This is a genomic window from Labrenzia sp. OB1, assembly GCF_001624695.1.
Taxonomy (GTDB): Bacteria; Pseudomonadota; Alphaproteobacteria; order Rhizobiales; family Stappiaceae; genus Roseibium.
On record NZ_JSEP01000003.1, the window covers coordinates 355,919 to 380,093 of the forward strand.

The following is a 24,175-nucleotide window of genomic DNA, read 5'->3' on the forward strand; positions in this document are numbered from 1 at the left end:
GAACGGACGACTATCCTGGGTGATTGCTGATAGCGATTTCCCCCGGATCACCGGCGGGCGCAGAAAACATCCCTGAGGCCCGGGCGTGACCAGGTCGCATTGTGTAGCTGGCCCTTCAGAACATGGCCCTGCGACTCGAAATAAAAGGTGTTGGCGCCACCCGCCCGCTGCAGGGTTACGGCTCCGTATCCCATCTCCGCAACCGTTGCGCTCTGACCGTCCGGAGAAAAGACCACATTCAGATCGATACCTGCGGTGCACAGATAGTCGGCGACATTCGCCCGTGCGGTCTGCTGGCCGAATTCGGGTCGAATCGCGCCGCCGACATCGCCGGGTGGTACTGGTCCTGTCGGGAAGCCGTTGTTCTGCGGAGCATTCGGGAATCCGCCCTGCCCGCCGAAGGGATTGTTGACATTGCCGCCGCCGCCCGGATTGAAATTCGCGGGCCCGTTGATGACAACTTCCCGATAGGGGGTCTTCGTCACATAGACACCTCGGCATTCGCCGTTTGCACCGCGGACGGACCAGGCATGCGACACATAAGTCTGCTGCTCGAGAATCTGCCCCGGCTCAAGCCGGGCATAAGGCCGTTCTCCGCCCCGGTAATCGATCCAGTGTACCTCAATCGGCTGGCGGCTGGCATTGCGGAAGATGATCTGTCCGGGACGCACGGCCTCCATGGACCGGATACGGCCAAGCTCGGCACAGGAAACGTCGGAGCCGGCCTCCTGGCCCGGAACGCCGAAGGCTTCGTCTGAAACGATCTGCTGCGGAAGGGCGCAGGTGGCAACGAACAGGCGCACCGGATTGGCGCTTCCGCGCAAGGAAACCGCGTAGACGGGCAGGCCTTCCACGGCGATCGACAGTTCGGTCTGCCGGATCATCTCTTCCCAGAGAGGATCGCTCATTTCAATATTGAGTTCCGGCAGGGACTGGCCTGCCTCGTTGGCCGCCGAAGAGCCAAATGCGTTGTAGGTGGCTTCGAAGTCACCCGCGCTGATTCGCACCGCCTGCGGCATCCCTTCCAGAAGCCCTGCCGGCGCCTGCTGGAACGTCAGCCTCGCAAAGCCGGACTGGGTGCTGCATTCGGCTCGGAAATCCCTGTCATCCGTCTGCTCCACCGTATGCTGCAGAAAGGTAAGGGACCCTGGTTGGCTGCCCGGTTCGGCGAACCATTGCCGGTCTTCTCGCGGAGTAACGAGCACCGGTTGGGCATTCCCGCTTCCGCCATTTGAAAGCCTGTCACGGACAATCGTCTCCAGGTCACCGGACAAACGGGCCGTCTCGGATGCTTCCTGGTCTGGGGTGGAGATAGGCGTGTCCACCCGTTCAAGGGGCTCCAGACCGCCTGGCTCTGCAGGAGGCCTGACTTCGGTGATGGTGGCGTTGCTGTCATCCACCGGCTCGCCAGAAGAAGACGTTTGCGTTTGCGGTCGGCTCTCCGCCTGGGGTGAGGTCGCGGATACGGGTCCGGCAGCTGTGCCCGAGCTGGTGCCGACCACGCGCGCCGCGGCGCCGGGTTTACCGTCGCTGGAGACATCCACCACCAGTGTGTTGCCACCGCAGATATCTGCGTCGCGGTGCAGGACGCGGCTGTTTTCAAGAGTGACTTCCAGCTTTACGTCACAGGGCGGCAATTTATTATCGCTACCCATCGTATCGATGACGACGCCCTTGCCGTCCCGGCTGATGATCGGCCGGTACTTCTTGTTCACGGTGATTGATCGGATGCCGGGTTCCGGCGGCTCCACATTTATGCGCACGGTTTCGGGAACGGACTGCGCACGGGCGACCTGACCGGAAAAAGGCAGGATGAGGCTGCTGGCCGCGAGAAGGCCGGATGCCAACACGGGTGCGAAACGGGCATGAGCAGCATTATGCCGCATGTGCGATCTCCATCGGAGCGCTGGATCGGCCTGCTTTCATTCACATGAAGGACGGCAAGTCGATCAGTCTGAATTGATTGGACCATCTTATCCGTAACAACCGGATTACAGGATGTTCCATGGAACCTTCGAACGGAATTACTTAGGCAAAGTGGCGCGGAAAGGGCAAGCCTGCAACCGGCGAACACCGGTCTTGGCCTGCACTGTCCTCAAAAAACCCGGATTTCAGCGCGGCGCGCGCTTTGCGAGGATCCGCTGCAGCGTGCGCCGGTGCATGTTGAGCCGCCGTGCGGTTTCCGAAACGTTGCGGTCGCAGAGCTCATAGACCCGCTGAATGTGTTCCCAGCGCACCCGGTCGGCCGACATGGGATTTTCAGGCGGTTGCGCCTTGTCTTCGGGCTTGCGGGCAAGAGCGGCAAGGATGTCTTCTGGATCCGCGGGTTTGGCCAGATAGTCGATGGCGCCGAGTTTCACTGCGGTCACCGCCGTGGCGATATTACCGTATCCGGTCAGGACGATAGCTCGGGCATCTGGCCGTTTCTGGTGGATCTTTTCAATCACATCCAGGCCGTTTCCGTCCTCCAGCCGCATATCGACAATCGCGTAGGCCGGGGCATGCTGGGCGATCTTGATCGCCGCATCCTGAACGCCGTCCGCCGTTTCCGTTTCAAAGCCGCGCTTTTCCATGGCGCGGGCAAGACGTTGCTGAAACGGCTTGTCATCGTCCACGATGAGCAGGCTCATGTCTTCCGTGGCGGGAAAGGACGTATTCTGATCCGTCATGTCGCGTTACCGTTTTATTCTTGCCGTGTGCCGTGAACCGGTCTGGATCTGAGGCACATCATGTGTCAGTTGCTGCTGTTATGGTGCGAAAAGGGTGGTTCGTCCACTCTGCCATCATGCTCGAACACATCGCGCGGCCAACTCACGCGGACATGGGCCCCTGTTTGAGGAGGAGCCTGGTTGTCAAGGCTGAGCTTGGCGCCTGTGCGTTCCAGCAGGGTTTTGGCAATGAAGATGCCGAGGCCAAGCCCGCCGCCGGTTCCGTTTTGCGGCGTTTTACCGCTGCGTATCGAAACATACGGATCGCCGATCTTGCCGAGAATATCGACGGAGAATCCCGGACCGTCATCCCGGATCGAGATCGACAGCGTCTTGTTGTCCCAGCTGGCAGAAACATCGACGTGGGTGTCCGCGAAATCAAGGGCATTTTCGACAAGGTTGGCGAGACCATAGCGGATTGCGGCATTTCGTGTTCCGACGGGCTCGTCCCCTTTGCCCTCGTGAGTGCATTGGATGGCGATCCCCGTTCCCCGGTGCGGATCGATGACATCCTCGAGAAGCTGGGACACGGGCATACGCTGGTAGGTTCGGTCCTGTTCACTCGACAGGCTGGTGAGTTGCCGCAGGATTCCCCGGCAGCGTTCCGATTGCGAACGGATCAGCGCCACATCCTCCGCGCGGCTGTCGGTGGCATCGAATTCGTCGGAAAGTTCCTTGGCAACCAGATAGATGGTCGCCAACGGGGTTCCCAGTTCATGCGCGGCGGCCGTCGCCAGTCCGTCCAGGGCGTTAAGGTGCTGCTCGCGGGCGAGGACCAGTTCTGTCGCGGCCAATGCGTCAGCAAGCTGCCGCGCCTCCTCGGCGACCCTGAAGGCATAGATCGCCATGAAGCCGAGGGTCGAAACGAGAGCAATCCAGATCCCGACCGAATAGACCACCGGCAGCCGGAACACCTCGTCCTCCGGCCAGGGCAACGGCAGGTGAAAAAACGCCAGCAAAGTGGCGCAGCCTGTCGCCAGAACTCCCAGCACGAACGTGTGCCGGATCGACAGGCCCGTCGCCGAGACCATGACCGGCGCCATCAGCAGGAAAGCGAACGGATTGCCCAGCCCGCCGGTCAACAGCAACAGACCGCTCATCTGCAGGATGTCGTAGGCAAGTTGCAGGGTAACGGCGCGTTCCGACAGACGCATGGCCGAAGGCCAGCGGATCTTCAGAAAGATGTTCAGCCAGGCCGACAACGCCACCATGGCGAAGGCGGGACCCGCGGGCAGGGGATAGCCGAGCCCCACGTGCACCACCAGCAGCGCGGCCGTCTGCCCGCCAACGGCGAGCCAGCGCAGGCGCACCAGCGTGTCGAGTTTCAGCCGTCTGTGCGGCAGGGTAATATAGGAGGCGGGTTGATCGGGCATATGTTTCTTTTGAAGCTGAATCGGAACGCTGGCAAGGCCGTGGTACTTGTGCCGACCCGGCGTAGATGGTAGCCAGCCGCTGACAGGGTTGCCCGGTTGGCGCGGGCCGGCGGCCGGCTGGAGGTTTTTCCGGCTCACTATTTCAGATTCTCAGCGCGAAACGGAATGAGACACGATGACCGATACCAATGACGGCGGCGCACAGCCGCAGGCGGAAGGCGGCGCAGCGCCGGGCATGAACATCCTTGGCCAGTACATCAAGGACCTGTCTTTCGAAAACCCCAATGCCCCCCGTTCGCTGGCCCAGGGCGAACAGCCGAAACTCGACATCAACGTGAATGTCGGCGCACAGCAGATGGGAGACGACCAGTTCGAGGTCGTCCTGACCCTGACCGCCAAGGCCGAGCGCCCGGACATGGTCATGTTCAACGTCGAGCTTGTCTATGCCGGCATTTTCAAGATCACCGGCGTTCCGAAGGAGCACATGCACCCGTTCGTCATGATCGAATGCCCGCGCATGATCTTCCCGTTCGCCCGCAACATCCTGTCCGAAGCCACGCGCAACGGCGGTTTCCCACCGCTGATGCTCGATCCGATCGACTTCGCCCAGCTTTACCGCCAGAACATGGCGCAGCAGGCCGCGACCCAGCAGGCCGGCGACCAGAAGCCGAACTGAAGACTTTCGATCTGATGAAGTTTCAGACCCGCGCCGGCGAACGCCCGCGCGGGTTTTTTTATATGCCGAGCTTCAAGACGCCGGACAAATAGCCCGCGCCTCACGCCTCTTCCAGCATCTCCGCCCAGCTTTTCGGGTTGTCGCCGTTCAGCGGGTTCTTGGGGGACTGCCTGTAGCGGATCGTTTCCATGCGGAAGCTTCGCGCGTCGAACATCATCAACCGGCGGACGAGCCCCTCGCCTGTCCCGGTCAGCTCCTTGATTGCTTCCATGGCCTGCATCGCGCCGATGATGCCGGGCAGTGCGCCGAGAACGCCGGCCTCCTCGCAGGTCGGCAGCAGGCCGTCGCGCGGTTTTTGCGGAAACAGACAGCGATAGGTCGGGTTGGGGGTGCCGTCCGGCCCTGTTTCGAACGGTCTCAACGTCGTGATGGACCCGTCGAATTGACCGATGGCGGCCGTCACCAGCGGCTTTTTCGTGAAATAGCAGGCATCGGAAACCAGATAGCGCGTGTTGAAATTGTCCGTTCCGTCGATCACCAGATCGTAGTCCGAAATCACCGAGATCGCATTGTGCCCGGCAAGGCGGACCGGATGCGGGATGACCTTCACATTCGGATTGAGCCGGGCAATCGCCTCCGCGGCGCTGGCGACCTTGGGCTCGCCCAGTTGGGTGGTGTCATGGATCACCTGGCGCTGCAGGTTGGAAAGCGACACCGTATCGTCGTCGACGATCCCCAGCGTGCCAATGCCGGCGGCCGCCAGATACTGCAGGACCGGAGCACCGAGACCTCCTGCTCCGACCACCAGAACCCGCGCATTCCTGAGCGTCTGCTGCCCGCCGCCACCAATCTCCCGCATGACGATGTGACGGGCATAACGTTCAAGTTCGGCTGGGGAAAGCATTTCCGGTCCTGGTCAAATTGAAAGATTTCAAACGGTGAAGATCGCGGTCGAGGCTTCCTACCTCAATATCTTGCTCACCAGCCGGGCGGTGTAATCCACCATCGGGATCACTCGTGCATAGTTCAGCCGGGTGGGGCCGATAATGCCCAGAACGCCGACGATGCGCTGGTTGCTGTCCCGATAGGGCGATACCACCAGGGAGGAACCGGACAGGGAAAACAGATTGTTCTCCGAGCCGATGAAAATACGCACTCCGTCGCCCTTTTCGGCGAGGCCGAGCAGCTGGATGAGATCTTTCTTGTTTTCCAGATCGTCAAAAAGAAGCCGAATGCGTTCCAGATCCTCAACGGCGTCCAGGTCCGTCAGCAGATTGGAGCGGCCGCGCACGATCAGCGTGCCGGGATCATCGCCGCTTTCGCCGCCCCACACCGCCAGTCCGGCGTTGATGACCTTCTGGCTGAGCTGATCGAGTTCAGCCTGGTCCACGTCCCGGACCCGCTCCAGCTCGGTGCGGATCTGGGCGATGGTGCGGCCCTGGATCTGGGCATTCAGATAGTTGGCCGCTTCCACAAGAGCCGATGACGGCAGGCCGGCCGGCAGGTCGATCACCCGGTTTTCCACCGAGCCGTCCTCGCTGACCAGAATGACCAGGGCCTTCAGCGGCTCGATGCGCACGAATTCGATATGCTTCAGCCGCATGTCGGTCTTGTGGGTCAGCACGACACCGGCACCCATGGAAAGACCCGACAGCATCTGGCTGGCTTCCGTCAGCACCTGTTCGGCGGAATTCGTTCTTTGCGATGCCTTGACCTGAACGTCGATGGCGCGGCGCTCGTCCTGGGTCAGATCGCCGACCTCCAGAAGCGCGTCGACGAAAAATCTCAGGCCGACTTCCGTCGGCAGGCGGCCGGCACTGGTATGGGGCGAGTGCAACAGTCCCAGATGTTCCAGATCGGTCATTACGTTGCGGACGGAAGCCGGCGACAGGGACATCGACAGGCTGCGGGAAACATTGCGCGATCCGACCGGTTCCCCGGTTTCCAGATAGGTTTCCACGATCGAGCGGAAAATTTCGCGGGATCTTTTGTCGAGCTCACTGAGACTCAAGGCATGTTCTCCGACTGATTGACCCGGTTTCTGGATCAAAAAACGTCATTCTCACATGATATAGGCGCAAAATGGGCTCCACGTGAAGCTGGGCCTTTACGGCGGATCAAGTTGGGGTCTACAAGGCCGGTAAGATTGGGAGGAAACAGCCGTTTCCATCGAGACTAGGTTGAAAGGAATATTCATGCGTCCGTCCAAACGCGCTGCCGATGAACTGCGTGCCGTCACTCTGGAGCGCAACGTCTCCAAACATGCTGAAGGCTCCTGCCTGATCAAATTCGGAGACACGCATGTGCTGTGCACCGCCAGTCTGGAAGAGCGTGTTCCGCCCTGGCTGCGCGGTCAGAACCGGGGTTGGGTCACGGCTGAATACGGCATGCTGCCGCGCGCGACCGGTGACCGGATGCGCCGTGAGGCAAGTGCCGGCAAACAGTCCGGACGGACCCAGGAAATCCAGCGGCTCATCGGCCGCTCGCTGCGCGCCGTCGTCGATCTCGAAGCGCTGGGCGAAGCGCAGATCACGGTCGATTGCGACGTCATCCAGGCCGATGGCGGCACGCGTACGGCGTCCATCACCGGCGCATGGGTCGCGCTCCGGGATTGCGTGGAGTGGATGAAGTCCCGCGAAATGGTTTCCAAAGAGGTTCTCAAGGATTACATCGCGGCCATTTCCTGTGGCATCTATGCAGGTGCTCCGGTGCTCGATCTTGATTATGCCGAGGACAGCACCGCGGAAACGGATGCGAATTTTGTCATGACCGGATCCGGCGGCATCGTCGAAATCCAGGGCACCGCGGAAGGCGCGCCTTTTTCCGAAGATGAATTCGGGCAGTTGCTGGGCCTGGCGAAGTCAGGCATCGGCAGGCTCGTCGACCTTCAGAAAATGGCGATACTTTAAGGATCTGAGGGAATGAGCCACCGGAAACTCGAGCCCGGCAAGCTGGTTGTTGCAAGTCACAACGCCGGCAAGGTCCGCGAAATAAACGAGCTGCTTCAGCCTTACGGGTTCGATGTGGTGTCAGCAGCCGAACTGGACCTTCCGGAACCGGAGGAAACCGGGTTGACGTTCGAGGCGAATGCCGCGCTCAAGGCGCAGGCGGCTGCGCAGGCCTCGGGGCTTCCCTCCCTGGCCGATGACAGCGGCTTTTGCGTGCAGGCGCTGAACGGCGATCCCGGCATCTATTCCGCGCGCTGGGCCGGTCCGGACAAGGACTTCGCAATGGCGATGCGCACGATCGAGGAAAAGCTGCACTCCCTCGGCGCGACCGCGCCGGAGCAGCGGCGCGGATCCTTTGTCGCCGTTCTGTGTCTGGCCTGGCCGGACGGGCATGAGGAGTATTTCCGCGGCGAAGTGGACGGCGAGGTGGTCTGGCCGCCGCGCGGCACGCAGGGATTCGGCTACGATCCGGTGTTCCTGCCCGATGGGCGGGACAGGACTTTCGGTGAAATGACGTCCGAGGAAAAGCACGGCTGGTCGAAAGACACGCCCGCGCTTTCCCATCGCGCCCGCGCGTTTCAGCTGTTTGCGCAGGGCTGTCTGGAAGGGTGAGCAATTTGGCGCAGCCAGGAACAAATGACGGCGGGTTCGGCATCTATGTGCATTGGCCGTTCTGCGCCGCCAAATGCCCCTACTGTGATTTCAACTCCCATGTTCGCCACCAGCCGGTTGACCAGGCCCGCTTTACTGCGGCCTTCGAACGCGAATTGGCGCATTTCGCAGACCTGACGAAAGGCAGAACCGTCCAGTCGGTCTTTCTTGGCGGGGGCACCCCTTCCCTGATGGATCCGGCGACGGTCGAACGCATCCTGACCGCGATATCCGGCCACTGGGCTTTGGATCCGGAGGTGGAAATCTCCATGGAGGCCAATCCCTCATCGGTGGAGGCCGAACGGTTCAGGGGGTACCGGGCCGCAGGCGTCAACCGTGTTTCCCTCGGTGTGCAGTCGCTGATCGACACGGACCTGAAACTCCTGGGCCGCCTCCACGATGCGCAGACGGCGCGCAAGGCCATCGAGACCGCCCGGGCCACCTTTCCGCGGTTGTCCTTCGACCTCATCTATGCCCGCCCGGGCCAGACGCTGGACGGCTGGCGACGGGAGCTTCAGAACGCCATCGCACTCGCCGCCGACCATCTGTCGCTTTATCAGCTGACGATCGAGGAAGGTACGCGCTTCCACACGCTCTATCATGCCGGCAAACTCAAAATGCCGGATCCCGAACTCGGCGCGGAATTCTATGAACTTACGCAGGATGTGACGGATGGGGCCGGATTGCCGGCTTATGAAGTGTCCAACCACGCCCGGCCTGGCGCTGAATGCCGTCACAATCTGGTCTACTGGCGTTATGGGGAATACGTCGGCGTCGGGCCGGGAGCGCACGGACGATTGACGGTCGGCGCCAGCCGTCTTGCCACGGCAACGGAGCTTCATCCGGAGACCTGGCTGGAAAATGTCGAGCACAATGGCCACGGCATGATCGAAAATGCGGGCCTCGGTGAGGAAGAACAGGGCGACGAATTTCTGCTGATGGGGTTGCGGCTCACCGAAGGCATCGATCTTGGCCGTTACGAGAAATTCTCCCATAGATCCATCGATCCCGACCGCCTGAACGCGCTTCTGGAACACGGAATGGTTGAGGAATTGGGGGAAAACCGTATCAGAGCGACGCGGGAAGGTTTTTTTGTGCTCGATGCGGTGGTCGCGGATCTAGCCTCGTAGGACCTGGCGGGCGGTTCGGCAATTTAAGCTACCAAACTGATTTAAATGTCCTATCTCTGTTTGCAGTGCACAGAAGTTGCCGGTGAAAACGAGTTCCTTCGCAAAATTGAGCGCTTAGGGGTGTGTTTACATAACAAATAGCAGTATTGCGGGCGGCAGCCGGCAAAGCTATCCTGCTGCGATGCAACAGATCGGCGACCGTCCAATCGGAACGGATTGGTCACCCGGGAGTTGATCTGTTCAAAAGCGTTCGAGCATCCGGCGTTCAATTGATCGCGGGATGCGACGTGAGCTGCGATAACAGGCAGGCCGTTTTCAAAAATCGCCAATGGGGCTGGCGGCGGCTTAGAACTCAAAGGAGACGCGCCGTTGCCGTTTTATCACCTTTACGAGATGAACCATGCGGTTATGGCGCCGTTCAGAGCTATGGCCGACATGACCAGGCTCTATTTTCAGAACCCACTCAATCCATTGAGTCACACTGAGTACGGCCGTTCGGTTGCGGCGGGCTGCGAGGTGATGGAACGCACCACCCGGCGCTACGGCAAGCCGGCATTCGGCATCAAGGAAACGCCGGTCAGCGGCGTGCGTGTTCCGGTACATGAAAACACCGTCTGGAGCCGGCCGTTCTGCGACCTCATCCATTTCGAACGCGGGGTGACCACGCGGCGCAACGATCCGAAAATCCTGATTGTCGCGCCGATGTCGGGCCACTACGCGACGCTGTTGCGCGGTACCGTCGAGGCGCTGCTGCCGAATGCCGATGTCTACATCACCGACTGGATCGACGCCCGCATGGTTCCGGTCCAGGACGGCAAGTTCGATCTCGATGATTATATCGATTATATCATTTCGATGCTGCACTATCTCGGGCCGGATGCCCATGTGCTCGGCGTGTGCCAGCCCTCCGTTCCGGTTCTGGCCGCCGTTGCGGTGATGGAGGACCGGGAAGACCCGTATGTTCCTTCAACCATGACACTGATGGGCGGACCGATCGACACGCGCGTCGCACCGACCGCCGTCAACGATCTCGCGGTTTCCAAGGGCATCGAATGGTTCAAGAACAACGTCATCATGAAGGTGCCCTTCCCGCATCCGGGCTTCATGCGAGACGTCTATCCGGGCTTCCTGCAGCTTTCCGGGTTCATGAGCATGAACCTGGACAGGCATGTCACCGCGCATCGCGACTTCTTCCAGCACCTCATCGAAGGGGACGGCGACAGCGCGGAAAAGCACCGTGATTTTTACGACGAATATCTGGCGGTGATGGATCTGACGGCGGAATTCTATCTGCAGACCGTCGAATCCGTTTTCATCGACCATTCCCTGCCGAACGGCACCATGACGCATAACGGCCGTCTGGTTGATTGCACAAAGATCCGGCGGACGGCGTTGCTGACAGTGGAAGGTGAGAAAGACGACATCACAGGCCGTGGCCAGACGAAGGCGGCGATCGATCTTTGCACCAGCCTGCCTGCTGATATGAAAGCGCATTACGAGCAGCCGAATGTGGGTCACTACGGCGTCTTCAACGGCTCCCGCTGGCGTGCAGAAATTGCTCCACGGGTGATGGACTTTATCCGCTCCAACCGGGCAGGTACTGTGAAAAAGACACCGGCCGCGCCGACTGCTGCCAAAAAGCCGGCCACGGCGGCAAACGCCAAAAAAACCGTCAAAAAACCGGTGCTGGCCACGAAGAAGAAAGCCGCGCCCAAGGGCGGTCCGCTGGAGAAAATCCTGCTCGTCAAGCCGGATGGTGTGGCCGACGATCTGAAAGCGATCAGCGGTGTCGGCCCGAAGTTGCAATCAGCCCTGAACGAGGCCGGGATCTTCCATTACTGGCAAATCGCCTCGCTGACGTCGGAGCAGATCGACGCGCTCGACAGCAAGCTTGATTTTCGCGGCCGCATTGCCCGCGACAGGTGGATCGATCAAGCCCGAGAGTTGTCTGAAAAGGTGAGCTGACTTTGGCAGACACCGCTCACGGACACCGAATGACCTCCGACCGCAAATGGTTGAGGTCCGTCGGCGGGTGTTTGAAGCGCGGTCTGCCTCTTTGAAACACCCCGGTATTCTCCGATGGCCTAGGGGAATGCATGTAACTTTCGACCGAAACAGGTGTTTTCGTCCTATACATTTCGTCCTCTATTGATTCTGCCGTTGCTGCCAAATACAAGTCCGGTCACACAGCGTGGCCGGAGGTTTTAATCGTGCTCAATATTTTTATCGGTTTCGATACGCGGGAAGCGGTCGCCTATCATGTTTGCGTCAACAGTCTGACGCGTCTGTCGAGCGACGTTCTGGCAATTACGCCCCTCTCTCTCGGCAATTTGAAGACTTATGAGGAGACCCATTCGGATGGCTCCAATCATTTCATCTACAGCCGTTTCCTGATCCCTCACCTGATGAATTACAACGGCTGGGCGCTGTTCATGGACGGCGATATGATCGTGCGGGATGACATTGCCAAGCTGTTCGCCATGCGCGACGAAAGCAAGGCAGTGATGTGCGTCCATCACGATTACAAGACCCGGCAGACCACCAAGTATCTCGGCTCGAAGAATGAAAACTATCCGCGCAAGAACTGGTCGAGTGTCGTCCTGTGGAACTGCGGTCACCCGGCGAACCGGTTGGTGACGCCCGAATTCGTGACCAACGCCACCGGCGCCCAGCTGCACCGTTTTACCTGGCTAGAGGACGATCTTGTCGGCGAACTGCCGATCGAGTGGAACTGGCTGCCGGATGAGTTTGGCGCCAATCCGGATGCAAAGCTTCTCCATTTCACGCTCGGTACGCCGTGTTTTCATGAATACGCCAACGCGCCGATGGCTGCGGAATGGCACCGCGAAAAGCTTCTGGCGAATTATTCGTCCCAGCATGTGATCGACGGCCCTTTCGACTGAGGGAGCGCTTTCCGTCAAAAAATACAATGCGTTAAGCTCGGATGGAAGGTTGTTCCGCCGGGCTTTTCCGTATGCGGCGGCGAAGTTCATCCAGTCACGAATCCTTGAAGCTTCGAAGGTTAATCCCCACCTGAAGGCCGTGGATGTCATAAATGGATAGGACAATGACAACAACCAAAAGCTGCATGATCAAGCCTGCCTGGACGCCGGCGACCATCGGTCTGATGGTGCTGGGGTTCGTGGTGTTCTGGCCTCTTGGCCTTGCCATGCTCGCCTATATTCTCTGGGGTGACCGCTTCGAGGGGATGTTCCGTGATGCAAAGGATCAGTGGCGGGGCAGCCCGCTGAAGGGAGCATTTGATCAGATGTCAAATACGACTGGCTATGCCCGTACCGGCAACGTTGCGTTCGACGACTATCGCGAGCGTGAATTCAAGCGCCTTGAGGAAGAACGCGCGAAGCTCGACGCAATGCGCGCCGATTTCGACGAATTCCTCCGGGAGCTGCGCCGGGCACGCGATCAGGAAGAGTTCGACCGCTTCATGTCCAACCATGGCCGCAAGGCAGGTGGAACGGACGCTGCACCGGTCTGATCCTCTTCCCCAATTCCGGCTCACTCTCCTCCCAAGCCGGCATGACCGAGAGCGGTGCCCCGAAAGGCGCCGCTCTCGTCCGTTTATAGACCGGGTATTTTCCACTGGAGTGTGAGGTGGTTTTGCGGATTCATGGGCTCAGGAAGACGCTCGGGGCAGCGTTTGCATTGCAAAGGCGTTCGGGTGATTTCCTGAATTCAATTTGACGCAACATGCTCTAGAGTTATTTGACTTGATTCGTTCGGACACCTGGTTTTCATGCTGTTACGCTCCGGCAGAAACAAACTGCCAGATCACATCGAAATTGAGACGGACACCAGTGCGGTGCGTATCCGGCTGCGGGCCAATCCGAGGGCGCAGCGGTATCTGCTCCGCTTGCCTGCAGACAGGTCAGGACCTGTTCTCACCGTACCGCGAGGTGGCAATCTGGCGCGCGCGGAACGCTTTGCCCGCCAGCATATCGACTGGCTGATCGAGCGCCTGCAGGATCGGTCGGACCATGTGTCTTTCCTTCCGGGCGACATCGTGCCTCTGCGCGGTGAAGGCCATGTGATTGTCCCGACGGGAAAGTTGAGGGGGCTGATTGCGACCGGACGCACGGAAGGCGGAGACCCGGCCCTGTTTGTGCCCGGCGCGGACGATCACATTCCACGCAAGGTGACCGCCTGGCTCAAGGCACAGGCGCGCGCGGACCTGACCCTTCGCGCCGGGTTCCATGCAGGAACGATCGGCAGCAGGATTGCCGCGATCAGCATCCGCGATACGAAGAGCCGCTGGGGCTCCTGTGCCTCCAACGGACGGCTTTCCTTTTCGTGGCGGCTTATTCTCGCCCCTCCCGACATTCTGGACTATGTCGCTGCCCACGAGGTGGCGCACCTGAAGGAAATGAACCATTCCGACCGGTTCTGGCGGCTCTGCGAACAATTGGCGCCGCAGACGCCGCAGGCCCGGGTCTGGCTGAAGGAAAACGGCCTCCATCTGCACGGATACGGCTGAAGAGCGGTTACAAACTCCGTCAAATGTGCTTCGTTTCCACGACGGGAATGAGGACAATCATGCGAATCTTCAAAAAATCCGGTGTCAGAAGACTAATCCTGCCGCTTCTGGCGGGACTGGCGATATTGCCTGCGGGCACCGCAATCGCGGACAGCTGCTGGAACCACAACGGTTCGATCATGCGCCTGCAGGCCCAGGGAAACCAGCGCTGGCTGTCCTATGAAATTCCGAGAAATGTTCTGCGCAATGCCGGTGTGCGGCCCGGCACGCTGCTGTTCAACGGAGTCAAGCAGGGCAACTGGTACTCCGGTACGGCGCGGGTGTTTTCCAAATTCTGCCCGGGCAATCCGCTCGAATATTTCGTCGAGGGCCCGGTGCGCGGCGATCAGCTTCAGGTGACGGTAACCGGGACGCGCGAAGTCTTCCAGCAGTGCCGTCCAACCGGGCGCTACGTCACCGACACGCTGGTCTTCACCTACAGCCACGACTGCTGACACGCTCCAAGGCGCTTCCGCCTAAACCGCGTTGCTTTATCCGCCGCCGAAGAGATTGCGCAGCAGGTTGAGGGGACCCTTGCGCTCGTTGTTCTCCCCACCGCCGACCGGTGATGGCGGGATCGGTTCGCTTCCGGATCCGACGGACCGGGACGGCACCGGCTTTTGCGGAACAGCAACGGTTGCCGGCAAGTTGGGAACACCGGGAAGGTCGGCAACGGGAAGACCCTGATGGGCCACATCCATCACTTCTTTCCAGACACCGGCAGGGAGGCCGCCGCCGGTGGCCTTTTTCGTCGGGGAATTGTTGTCGTTGCCGAACCAGACTGCGGTGGTAAGGTTGCCCGTATAGCCGATGAACCAGGCATCGCGGAAATCCTGCGTGGTACCGGTCTTTCCGCCGGCGGGCCGCCCGCTGTCCAGCCGGGCCTTGCGGCCGGTGCCTGTCAGCAGCGTTTCCGAAAGCATCAGGTTCATGTTGCCGACCATCTGACGATCGACCACCCGGCCGCGGCCGTCACCGGAGCGCGAATAGAGCGTCTCGCCGTCGATGCTTTTGATCCGCCGGATGATATGCGGCAGCACGCCGTAGCCGCCATTCGAGAACGGTACATAGGCGGCTGCGATTTCCAGCGGAGTAACCTCGGAGGTTCCCAGCGCCAGGGACAGGTTCCTGTTCATATCCGACTCGATGCCGAGCCGCCGGGCGGTTTTCGCAACGGTCCCCGCCCCCACTTCATGGGCGAGTTGCACCGCGACCGTGTTCAGCGAGAGGCTCAGCGCGCGGGTAAGCGTTACCGGGCCATAGTGTTCCTTGGTGTAATTTTTCGGCGACCAGCCGCCGATGGTGATCGGCTGGTCCTGGCGGACCGTCTGCGGGGCCATGCCGGTCTCGAGCGCCGCCAGATAGACGAATGGCTTGAAGGCCGAGCCGGGCTGGCGCTTGGCATAGACCGCGCGGTTGAACTGGCTCTTGGAATAGTCGGCGCCACCGACCAGGGCCTTGACGGCCCCGGCCGTATCCAGCGTGACCACCGCGCCCTGGGTGACGGCATAGGCTTCCCTGTTTTCCTTGAGCGCGGCGCGCAGCGCCTTCTCCGCGGCCTGTTGCATGACCGGGTCGATGGTGGTGTCGACGACGATGTCGGTTTCTATCGAGCCGATGAAATGCGGCAGGACGTCCATGACCCAGTCAGCGGCGTAGTTCTCGCTGGCCGTGGTGTAGCGGCGCACGACCTTGGCCGGGGCCGCAATGGCGTTCTTCGCCTCGTCGGAATTGATATAACCTTCCTCGTGCATCGCCGCCAGAACGAGCTGGGCGCGGTCTTCGGCAAGATCCGGATTGCGCGCCGGGGAGTACCGGGATGGCGCCTTCAGCAGGCCGGCGATGGTGGCTGCCTCCGCGATTGTCAGCAAGCGCGCCGATTTCCCGAAATAGCGCCGGGCCGCCGCGTCGACGCCATAGGCGCCCGAACCGAGGTAGACCCGGTTCAGATACATCTCCAGGATTTCGTCCTTGGAATATTCCGCCTCCAGCCAGAAGGCGAGCACCAGTTCCTGGATCTTCCGCCTCATGGTGCGGTCCGGTTCAAGGAACAGGTTCTTTGCGAGCTGCTGGGTGAGCGTCGATCCGCCCTGTGACAGCCGCCTTGCCGTCAGATTGGTGTAGACCGCGCGCATCAGGCCAATCGGATCGACACCGAAATGCGACCGGAACCGCCGGTCCTCGATCGAGATGACGGCATTCGGCAGGTAAGGCGGCAACTGTTCCAGACGGACCGCTTCACCGCCCGTGTCACCCCGGTTGGCGATGAGCTGACCGTTTGCCGCTACGATTTTCACGTTCGGCGGGCGGGCGGGCACCTGCCATTCGGACGTCGGCGGAAGATAGGCGGCGTAATAGCCGACGATGCAAACGGCGGCGACAACGCCCCAGATGCCCAGAACCGCGCTCCAGTAGAGGCCGCGTTTGACCAGTCTGCCGAGTGCGGCCGGGATGAAAACGCGGCTTTTCCGTTTCTGGCTGCGCCGTTTTGCACCGGACCGGCTTCCCTTGCGGGCGCGGGGCGCGCTTTTCGTCTTTGTGGACTTCGGCTTGGTCGGCTTTTTGGTGGCCGGTCTTTTGGCTGCAGGTTTTTTCGCACCGCCGGATCCGGCGGCTTTGCGGGGCTTTCTCTTGGATGTTGACTTTGCCGCAGGCGCAGCCGGTCTGTCCTGCGGGCTGAGGCGCAGGTCCAGCAGGCTACTGCCAGAGTCTCCAAATGTCGGTTCAATCCGCGCCTGGCGTTTCGCCCGTTGCGCCATAGATCATCCGTCCCGTACTTGTCCGGCAAATTGCCGGGTTCCCCGGGACGATCCTAGAGTAGACCACTTTAAGGGGGTGTTAAGGCTATTGCGCTTTGGCGCCCCCGCCTTGCCATTTTGAAAAATTTCTGCGGCCGGACATCTTATTGCCCCATCGAGGGGGAGCGTTAGCTGGAATAGCGGCCTGCGTCTGCGCCGTAGTAGTTGACATAGCGCGTATTAAGTTCGGAGACGGGCATGATGATCAACACGTCGGTGGTGCCGAACTGGTGGTCCACCACCGCGCCATCTCCGATAAAGGCACCGAGGCGCAGGTAGCCTTTCACCAGCGGTGGCAGGGCGCGGAGTGCGTCCTTCGCGTTTATGGCATCGGCGGGCAGGCGGTTCATGTCCACATGCCTGTCTTCCACCGCACGCACGCGCCATTCTTCCGGAGCGCGGGCATTGTGATGCAGGAAGGAGAGTTGACCGGCAATCGCATCCGGATTGGTGCCCTCTATGGAAGCGCAGCCGAGCATCACGTCGATCTTGTGGCGCAGCACATAGGACCAGATGCCGTGCCACAGAAGTTCAACGGTTTTCTTGTTGCGGTAGGGCTTGAGAACGCATGAACGCCCCAGCTCCATGAAGCGCTTGCCGGGGTTGGCGTCGATCAGGGCCTGAATATTGTATTCGCCGGCAGTATAAAACCCGCCGTGCCGGTCCGCGATTTCCTGACGCAGAATGCGGTACGTGCCGACGATTTCCGGCTGTAGACGGCCGAGCTTGTTGCGTTTCATCGAGGCATGGTCGACGACCAGCAGATGATCGCAATAGGCATCGTAGGGATCGGCGTCCCGGCGTGACGCCTGGGTATGCGCGTCCGCGATGGCCGACATTTCCTCGTAGAAAACATCGTAGCGGAGGCGCTGGGCCTTTTTGACTTCCTTGAAGTTGCGCGCCATGCGGACTTCCAGGCTGCCGATGCGGCCAAGGGTTTCACCTGTCTTGACGGGTGTGCGGATGGGATGAACCGGACGCGCCACATTCACCATGGCCGCACCGGACCGCGTGACCGGTGTAAACCTGCGGACCAGATTCCTTGGAGAAAACAGCCCTTGCCGCATAATGGACATTCCACCCTCTTGATTCTTATAGGCATATTGTCAGATGTCACAGACGAGTGTCTGATCAAACTGACATATTACCTTCGTCGGAATATTGGCTCCGCTCTCGGTAAGTGTACGTTGATTCCGCCGTAGAACACAGTAATCCGACAACTGGATGACAATCGTCACGATAGCCTTGAACTCTCCACCGGCGGAACGGCGCGAGCTTAGCTTAGTCTATTGTGTTTGTGAAACGTGTCATGGGGATATATGCCAGCAGATCAGCAGATCATCAGATCCCGCAGCCCGGTCCTGCGGGTGAGGAGCGACGCGGAAAAAACCAGGCAGGCGGCAAGACACCGCAAAGCTGCGCCGCCGCTAGGCGCATTTTTTCCAATGCCGTGCGCACCGAGCCATTCACCTTGTGGCAGGGGTCGCCTGGTTCCGGCCGATCTCCGCAAGCGCGTCCGAGATCGCCTCTATGGAAAGTGGTTTCGTCAGATAACCTGCCGCGCCGACTTCTGCGGCCTCGTCGCGGGCGTCCTTCATGACGTCGGCGGTGACGATGACGATCGGCACGGGCGCTCGTCCGCTTGCCCGTTCTTCGTCGCGGATCTTCCGAATCGCCTGAAAGCCGTCCAGACCGGGCATGTGAAGATCCATCAGGACCGCGTCGAAGGCACCGCTCATGGCTTCTTCTACTGCCTTCTCGCCGTCGGCAACCATGACCGGGACGTGGCCGAGCTTGCGCAGCATGGCTTCGCTCAGAAGCCGGTTGATATCGTTGTCCTCGGCGACCAGAAGACGCAAGGGGCGGGTGGACGCCCGGTTGCGGCTTGCAAGGAAGCCGTTGGCGACCGGTTCCGCGCTGACGTCCCATGCATGATCGATGCCGTCACCGCTCAGAAGCCCGGAGAAGATCTGGATGAGGGTTTCGATCCTGACGGGCCGGATGAGATAGGCCGCGTAACCGGCCTGGCGCAGGTTATCCAGCCGTTCGCGCTCGGGCGGCGAGATCATGATGATCGCCGGTGCTCTGCATCCTGTCAGGCGGGCGGTGGCAAGCCAGCCACCGCTGTCGGAAAGGGCGGCATTGTCGACGACCAGCAGATCGGCGGAGGACAGGGTTTCGTCGAGATCGGCCTTGCCCGGAGCCAGTAAACAGACCTCGGCCGAATGACGTTCCAGACGCGTTGCGAGCAGCGGGCATTCGATCCGGCTGTTGGTCACAAAGACGATCCTGCCGCCTTCAAGCCCGGCAAGGCGCGGGTCCGGATTGGGGGCGAGCGTCTCGGGAATGGGAAGCGAGACGCGGAACCGGGCGCCCCCCGTCTCTGCGGATTCTGCGGAGATTGCGCCGCCCATCAGCCCCGCGAGACGTTGCGCGATGGCAAGTCCGAGACCGGTTCCGCCGAATTTTCGGGCCGGGCCGTGATCGACCTGCTCGAATTCCCGGAACAAGCGCTCCGCCTCCCCCTTGTGGAAGCCGATGCCGGTGTCGCGCACGGCGATATCCAGGAAACTGCCGCCTTCCGGATTGGGCCGGCCGTTCAACTCCACGGCCACACCGCCCTCGTCGGTGAACTTCACGCCGTTGCCGATCAGGTTGAACAGGATCTGCCGCACCCTTGTGGCATCGAGCGTCACTTCCTCCGGTAGATCGGGATCGAGCATGACGCCGATTTCGAGATTTTTGGAATGCGCCCTGGGCGCGAGCAGTTCCACGACGTTTTCCGCAAGCGCTCCGATCCGGACGGGCACGGCCTGGATATCCAGTTTGCCGGCTTCGACCTTGGAGAAATCCAGAACCTCGTCGATCAGCAGAAGCAATGTTTCGCCGGAGGTTTCCAGAGCTTCGATATAGGCGCTCTGCTCCTTGGTGAGGCGTGTGTCGCGCAATAGCGCCGCCATCCCAAGGACGCCGTTGAGCGGCGTGCGGATCTCGTGGCTGACCGTCGCCAGGAACCGTGATTTCGCTTCGTTGGAACTCTCCGCCGAGTGACGGGCGGCAAGCAGCTCCTCCTCGATGAGACGGCGCTCGGTGACATCCCTGAGGACGGTCTGCACGAGTTGCCGGTCGTTTGCCGGGTCGCGCACGGGAATATCGATACGCGAGAACCAGCGCCGTCCCTGCGCCGTCGCCATGAGAAGATCCCTGAACCCCATGCCTTCCGTTTCGCTGTCGGACAAGCCGTCCCGGGAACCGCCCTGCCCCTTGCGCTCAACCAGCGGCAGGGTCATCGGTTTGCCCGGGACCAGAGGATGGTCCGGACCGAACACATCTTCGGCCGCCGAATTCACGTAGGTGATGATGCTGTCCTGGTCGCGCCGAACGACGACGTCGCCAAGCGTCGACAGAATGCTGGCATGGCGTTCGTCTGATTCGCCGAGTTCCCAGGCCCGGTCTTCCAGCTCCTCGCATCGGGCCATCAGACGCCGGATCTTGTCATCCTTGATCTGCAGGCCGATGACGGAACGGTGCATGTCGTCCGCAAAAAGCCGCCATACAGCCAGTCCGCCCGCGAAAAACGCAAGACCGACACCCAAAAAGCGATTGATGCCATCGGTGCTCACCAGCAGCAAGGCAGCCCCAAGCCCGAGAACCAGCCCGGCGACGGCGAGATGCTGAAGTGTTCTGGCCGGAGCCGAAACCGGGGTGTCGGTGGCACGCCGTCCCGGTCTGTCGGGTCCCGAAGCGGCCTCCCGGCCGGCTCCATCGGATTCCGCGCTCCCGGAGGTCTCGAAGGATGAAGAGGAGGCGTCACCGTCCGGCCCGGAACGGGCGGAGTGCGCGGACACGCGTTTGCGCCGATCTTCTTCGGCTTCCGGCGCGGTGTCTCCGGCACGTTCACGGTTCTGACTGACCAAGATCACTACTCTCTACAAGATCCAGTTGGAGAGAGTGTGCAGCTTAAACTTTTAGAAACCGTTTCCTTTGCCCAACTGTTGACGGCACGCGGTTGCCGTGGCCGTGCTGGATAGCCCCGCCCGGACGCTCAGACGCTGGTCTCGTCAAACCAGCTCTGCAGGTAAGTTTCCACGTCGGGTGTTCCCAAATCGTCGGTTACCGGCATCATCGTCTTCTGCCAGACGGTCCGTTCATGGTTGATCAGGGCCAGCTCCCAGATGCATCCGACCACATGGGGCCGAATGCCGGCGATCGGGTCTTCTCCATGATAGGGAAGGCGAAGAAGATCCTGACACAGGATGCACCCTTCAACCCACCAGTGGCTGGCGAGTGTCATTCCCTCGCCTCCCATATGGACAATCACGAAGCCGGGATATTCCTGTCCCGGTGCGACCTCGATATCCGCGACCCGCGCGGCGATCAGAGCCTGCGCTTCTGCAACGTCATCGCCGCCGAGAGCACGTCCCTGGTCGCTCAATCCGTATACCTTGAAAGTGAACGGCGGAACTGGCCAGAGACCTAGCGGAACCACTGTCCGCGGATGATATCGCGCGATTGTAATTTCGCGTCCGGGCAAAGACATGGGTCCGGTCCAATCCGTTTGTTGTGCTGGACCGGACCCTGTCCGATGTCAGCGGACGTCTAGGAAACCGATGATCCTGCGGACATCTTTCAGAACGGGCGCGGCGATGGCGGAGGCCTTTTCCGCGCCTTCCTTCAGGACGGCATCGATCTGCGTCCTGTCGTCCATAAGCCGGCGCATTTCGTCGGTCATCGGCGACAGTTTGGCGACCGCCAGATCGGACAGCGCCGGTTTGAAGGCGGAGAATTGCTGGCCGCCGAATTCCGCGAGGACGGCCTCCTTTGTGGTTCCGCTCAAGGCCGCATAGATCCCGACTAGATTGTCCGCTTCGGGCCGTCCGTCCAGTCCGTCCGTTTCGCCCGGCAGGGCGTCGGGGTCGGTCTTGGCCTTTTTCACCTTCCGGGCGATTGTGTCCGCATCGTCCGTCAGGTTGATGCGCGACAGGTCTGACGGATCGGATTTGGACATCTTCTTGGTGCCGTCGCGCAGCGACATGATCCGTGTCGCCGGTCCGGCGATCATCGGTTCGGTCATTGGAAAATAGAGTTCTTCCGGCAGTTCCGGCGACGGATCGGGGTTCGGCACGCCGATTCCCAGGTCCTTGATCCGGTCCCCGAAATCATTGTTGAATTTCGCGGCGATGTCGCGGGTCAGTTCCAGATGCTGTTTCTGGTCGTCACCGACCGGCACATGGGTCGCGCGGTAGGCGAGAATGTCGGCCGCCATCAGGTTCGGATAGGCGAACAGGCCGACGGAGGCGTTTTCCCTGTTCTTGCCAGCCTTTTCCTTGAACTGGGTCATGCGGCTGAGCCAGCCCATCCGCGCCACGCAGTTGAAGATCCAGGCCAGTTCCGTGTGTTCGCGAACCTGCGACTGGTTGAATATGATGGATTTCTTCGGATCGATGCCGGCGGCCATATAGGCGGCGGTCACTTCGCGCGTTGCGTTGGTCAGTTCGCTCGGATCCGGAAAGCCGGCGGTAATGGCATGGGAGTCGACGACACAGAAGATGGTCGGCATCTGATCCTGCAGCGGCACCCAGCGCGAGACGGCGCCGAGGTAGTTTCCGAGATGCAGGTTGCCTGTCGGCTGGACGCCGGAAAAGACACGGGGCTGGAACTCCGTCATCACTAATCCCTTTATTGGTGCGGCCGGTTGGAAGGGCGCTGTGAACATTTGGGCGCGCCGGGTGTAAGCCGCGGACAGTCGCTATGCAAGCAACAATGGGCTGCTGCCGGGCGTTTCGCTGTCAGGTGTTGCGCCGTGTCAACGCTTTCAGCATTCCGGCAAGGTCCGCGCCGCCGCTGAGCTGGGTGAAGAGCGCGAAGGTGACCATGCCGAGCAGGATCAGCAGCGCGAGGCTCGCCGCCCGTATGATCAACCAGCCGTCAGTGAGGTAAGGCGCAAGATAAAGTGCTGCGAAGTGAAGGATCGCGCCCATGAACAGGCTCGCCAGCAGGACCAGAACGAGTCTGCGGAGCAACTTGAAGTCCGGTGCGAAATGGCCGCGCCGGGCCAGAACGTAGATGAGCAGTCCCGTGTTCACCCATCCGGCGATGGATGTCGCAAGGGCGATGCCGACATGTTGCAGGAACGGAAACAGGGCAATGGACAATGCGACATTCACCACCATGCCTATCGCGGCGAAGATCATCGGTGTCTTGGTGTCCTCCCGGGAGAAATAGCCGGGCGAGAACACCTTGTTGAGCACGAAAGCCGGCAGTCCGAAGGAAAAGGCGGTGAGCGCGGCGGCGGTTCCCTCAACGGCGGCAGCATCGAACCGCACCCGCTGAAACAGCACCGAGACGATCTCCTGGGGAAGCACGGCAAGCGCCACGGCGGCAGGCAGGGTCAGGACGAGGGAAAATTCCAGCGCCCGGTTCAGGCTGTGCTGATAGGCGACCATATGGCCGGAGCGCAACTGCCTGGTCAGGCTCGGCAGAAGCACCACGCCGATGGCGATGCCGATCACGCCCAGCGGTAGCTGGTAAAGCCGGTCGGCGTAATAGAGCAGGGCATTCGCGCCTTCCTGCAGCGAGGCGATGATCTGTCCGACAGCGATATTGATCTGCGTGACACCGCCTGCGACGACCCCGGGGATGCCGAGCGTCAGCAGGCGTTTCGCCGATTTGGTGTAGCGGGGACGAAAGACCGGAATGCGGAATCCGAGCCGTTTGAGGTCGGCGATCACCACAACAAGCTGCACGATGCCGCCCACCGTCACGCCGACCGCCAGAATGATGCCGAGTGTCATGCTGTCCTCGATCCCCACCATCAGAACCGTTCCGAGCACGGCGCTCATCACCACGTTGAGCATGACCGGTGCGAAGGCAGCCGCCGCGAAGCGTTGATAGGTGTTCAGGATTCCGCCGATAAAGGCCAGCAGGGAGATGAAGATCAGATAGGGAAACGCGATCCGGGACATCAGGACAGTCAGATCGAATTTCTCTGCGTCTCCGGCAAATCCCGGCGCCAGGGCCCAGACCACGAATGGCATGAAGATCTGCGCGAGTGCAGTCAGGGCAAGCAGGCAGAAGAGCAGCGCCGCGCCGATCTCGCCGGCAAATTTTCGGGCGCTTTCATCGCCCTCTTCCTCAACCGTCCTTCCGAAAAGCGGTATGAAGGCCGAGTTGAAAGCCCCTTCGGCCAGCAGTCGGCGGAAGAGGTTCGGCAGACGGAATGCCACCACGAAGGCATCGGCCACCGGTCCGGCGCCAACGGCCGCCGCCAGCAGCACGTCGCGCACGAACCCGAGCAGACGGCTCAGAAGCGTTGCGCCACCCACCGTGGCGAAGTTGCGGACAAGGCTCATGCCAGTAG

The 24,175-nt window shown here is 60.9% G+C and carries 20 protein-coding genes; 9 read left to right on the forward strand and 11 right to left on the reverse strand.

All coding sequences use genetic code 11. The annotated features are described in order from the left end of the window. Positions 1-47: 47 nt before the first annotated feature. From OA90_RS06190 to OA90_RS06200, 3 genes are all read right to left on the reverse strand, one after another. On the reverse strand, positions 48-1,886 hold the full coding sequence (locus OA90_RS06190; RefSeq protein ID WP_068408550.1) for a hypothetical protein: 1,839 nt from the start codon (positions 1,884-1,886) through the stop codon (positions 48-50). Between the two features lie 225 nt (positions 1,887-2,111). Further along, the gene (locus OA90_RS06195) at positions 2,112-2,669 is read right to left on the reverse strand and encodes an ActR/PrrA/RegA family redox response regulator transcription factor (RefSeq protein WP_068408552.1); all 558 of its coding nucleotides are present in this window, start codon (positions 2,667-2,669) and stop codon (positions 2,112-2,114) included. Positions 2,670-2,734: 65 nt separating this feature from the next. Continuing rightward, positions 2,735-4,081: an ActS/PrrB/RegB family redox-sensitive histidine kinase gene (locus OA90_RS06200; protein ID WP_068408554.1), complete on the reverse strand. Its 1,347-nt coding sequence runs from the start codon at positions 4,079-4,081 to the stop codon at positions 2,735-2,737. Positions 4,082-4,256: 175 nt separating this feature from the next. Between OA90_RS06200 and secB the strand changes: the two genes are divergently transcribed. Next, a complete protein-coding gene (gene secB / locus OA90_RS06205; protein ID WP_068408556.1) occupies positions 4,257-4,757 on the forward strand; it encodes a protein-export chaperone SecB in 501 nt (166 codons plus the stop codon). Between the two features lie 100 nt (positions 4,758-4,857). Here the strand turns inward: secB and moeB are convergent, their stop codons facing one another. Both moeB and hrcA read right to left on the reverse strand, forming a co-directional pair. Continuing rightward, on the reverse strand, positions 4,858-5,661 hold the full coding sequence (moeB, locus tag OA90_RS06210; protein ID WP_068408558.1) for a molybdopterin-synthase adenylyltransferase MoeB: 804 nt from the start codon (positions 5,659-5,661) through the stop codon (positions 4,858-4,860). Positions 5,662-5,718: 57 nt separating this feature from the next. Beyond that, entirely contained in the window at positions 5,719-6,807 is a 1,089-nt protein-coding gene (hrcA, locus tag OA90_RS06215; RefSeq protein WP_068408560.1) for a heat-inducible transcriptional repressor HrcA, read from the reverse strand. Between the two features lie 145 nt (positions 6,808-6,952). On the opposite strand from hrcA, the gene rph reads away from it, so the two are divergent. From rph to OA90_RS06255, 8 genes are all read left to right on the forward strand, one after another. Beyond that, positions 6,953-7,666: a ribonuclease PH gene (gene rph, locus OA90_RS06220; protein WP_068408562.1), complete on the forward strand. Its 714-nt coding sequence runs from the start codon at positions 6,953-6,955 to the stop codon at positions 7,664-7,666. Positions 7,667-7,678: 12 nt separating this feature from the next. After that, positions 7,679-8,317, forward strand: coding sequence for an RdgB/HAM1 family non-canonical purine NTP pyrophosphatase (rdgB, locus tag OA90_RS06225; RefSeq protein WP_068408564.1), 639 nt, complete (start codon positions 7,679-7,681; stop codon positions 8,315-8,317). Next, positions 8,314-9,486, forward strand: a complete 1,173-nt coding sequence (hemW, locus tag OA90_RS06230; protein WP_156510400.1) for a radical SAM family heme chaperone HemW — start codon at positions 8,314-8,316, stop codon at positions 9,484-9,486. The genes rdgB and hemW overlap by 4 nt, the downstream gene beginning before the upstream one ends. A 369-nt stretch (positions 9,487-9,855) precedes the next feature. Continuing rightward, a complete protein-coding gene (gene phaZ / locus OA90_RS06235) occupies positions 9,856-11,451 on the forward strand; it encodes a polyhydroxyalkanoate depolymerase (RefSeq protein ID WP_082836870.1) in 1,596 nt (531 codons plus the stop codon). A gap of 245 nt (positions 11,452-11,696) precedes the next feature. Continuing rightward, the gene (locus OA90_RS06240) at positions 11,697-12,389 is read left to right on the forward strand and encodes a glycosyltransferase (protein WP_068408568.1); all 693 of its coding nucleotides are present in this window, start codon (positions 11,697-11,699) and stop codon (positions 12,387-12,389) included. A 164-nt stretch (positions 12,390-12,553) separates the two neighbouring features. Then, positions 12,554-12,982: a DUF2852 domain-containing protein gene (locus tag OA90_RS06245; RefSeq protein WP_082836871.1), complete on the forward strand. Its 429-nt coding sequence runs from the start codon at positions 12,554-12,556 to the stop codon at positions 12,980-12,982. A 258-nt stretch (positions 12,983-13,240) separates the two neighbouring features. After that, positions 13,241-13,978, forward strand: coding sequence for a SprT family zinc-dependent metalloprotease (locus OA90_RS06250; RefSeq protein ID WP_068408570.1), 738 nt, complete (start codon positions 13,241-13,243; stop codon positions 13,976-13,978). Between the two features lie 59 nt (positions 13,979-14,037). Beyond that, positions 14,038-14,472 carry a hypothetical protein gene (locus OA90_RS06255; protein WP_156510401.1) on the forward strand — a complete coding sequence of 145 codons (435 nt, stop codon included), beginning with the start codon at positions 14,038-14,040 and terminating at the stop codon, positions 14,470-14,472. A 36-nt stretch (positions 14,473-14,508) separates the two neighbouring features. Here the strand turns inward: OA90_RS06255 and OA90_RS06260 are convergent, their stop codons facing one another. The 6 genes from OA90_RS06260 to murJ all read right to left on the reverse strand — a co-directional run bounded on the left by OA90_RS06260 (position 14,509) and on the right by murJ (position 24,167). Beyond that, positions 14,509-16,776, reverse strand: coding sequence for a transglycosylase domain-containing protein (locus tag OA90_RS06260; protein ID WP_068408572.1), 2,268 nt, complete (start codon positions 16,774-16,776; stop codon positions 14,509-14,511). 167 nt (positions 16,777-16,943) lie between these two features. Further along, positions 16,944-17,810 (reverse strand): GNAT family N-acetyltransferase, encoded by an 867-nt coding sequence (locus OA90_RS06265; protein ID WP_068408805.1) that lies wholly within the window; start codon positions 17,808-17,810, stop codon positions 16,944-16,946. A gap of 471 nt (positions 17,811-18,281) precedes the next feature. Next, positions 18,282-20,732 carry a response regulator gene (locus OA90_RS06270; RefSeq protein ID WP_068408806.1) on the reverse strand — a complete coding sequence of 817 codons (2,451 nt, stop codon included), beginning with the start codon at positions 20,730-20,732 and terminating at the stop codon, positions 18,282-18,284. A gap of 128 nt (positions 20,733-20,860) precedes the next feature. Continuing rightward, positions 20,861-21,250 carry a hypothetical protein gene (locus OA90_RS06275; RefSeq protein WP_068408574.1) on the reverse strand — a complete coding sequence of 130 codons (390 nt, stop codon included), beginning with the start codon at positions 21,248-21,250 and terminating at the stop codon, positions 20,861-20,863. 153 nt (positions 21,251-21,403) lie between these two features. Next, entirely contained in the window at positions 21,404-22,483 is a 1,080-nt protein-coding gene (gene trpS, locus OA90_RS06280) for a tryptophan--tRNA ligase (RefSeq protein WP_082836872.1), read from the reverse strand. 121 nt (positions 22,484-22,604) lie between these two features. Next, entirely contained in the window at positions 22,605-24,167 is a 1,563-nt protein-coding gene (murJ, locus tag OA90_RS06285) for a murein biosynthesis integral membrane protein MurJ (RefSeq protein ID WP_068408578.1), read from the reverse strand. Positions 24,168-24,175 lie beyond the last annotated feature (8 nt).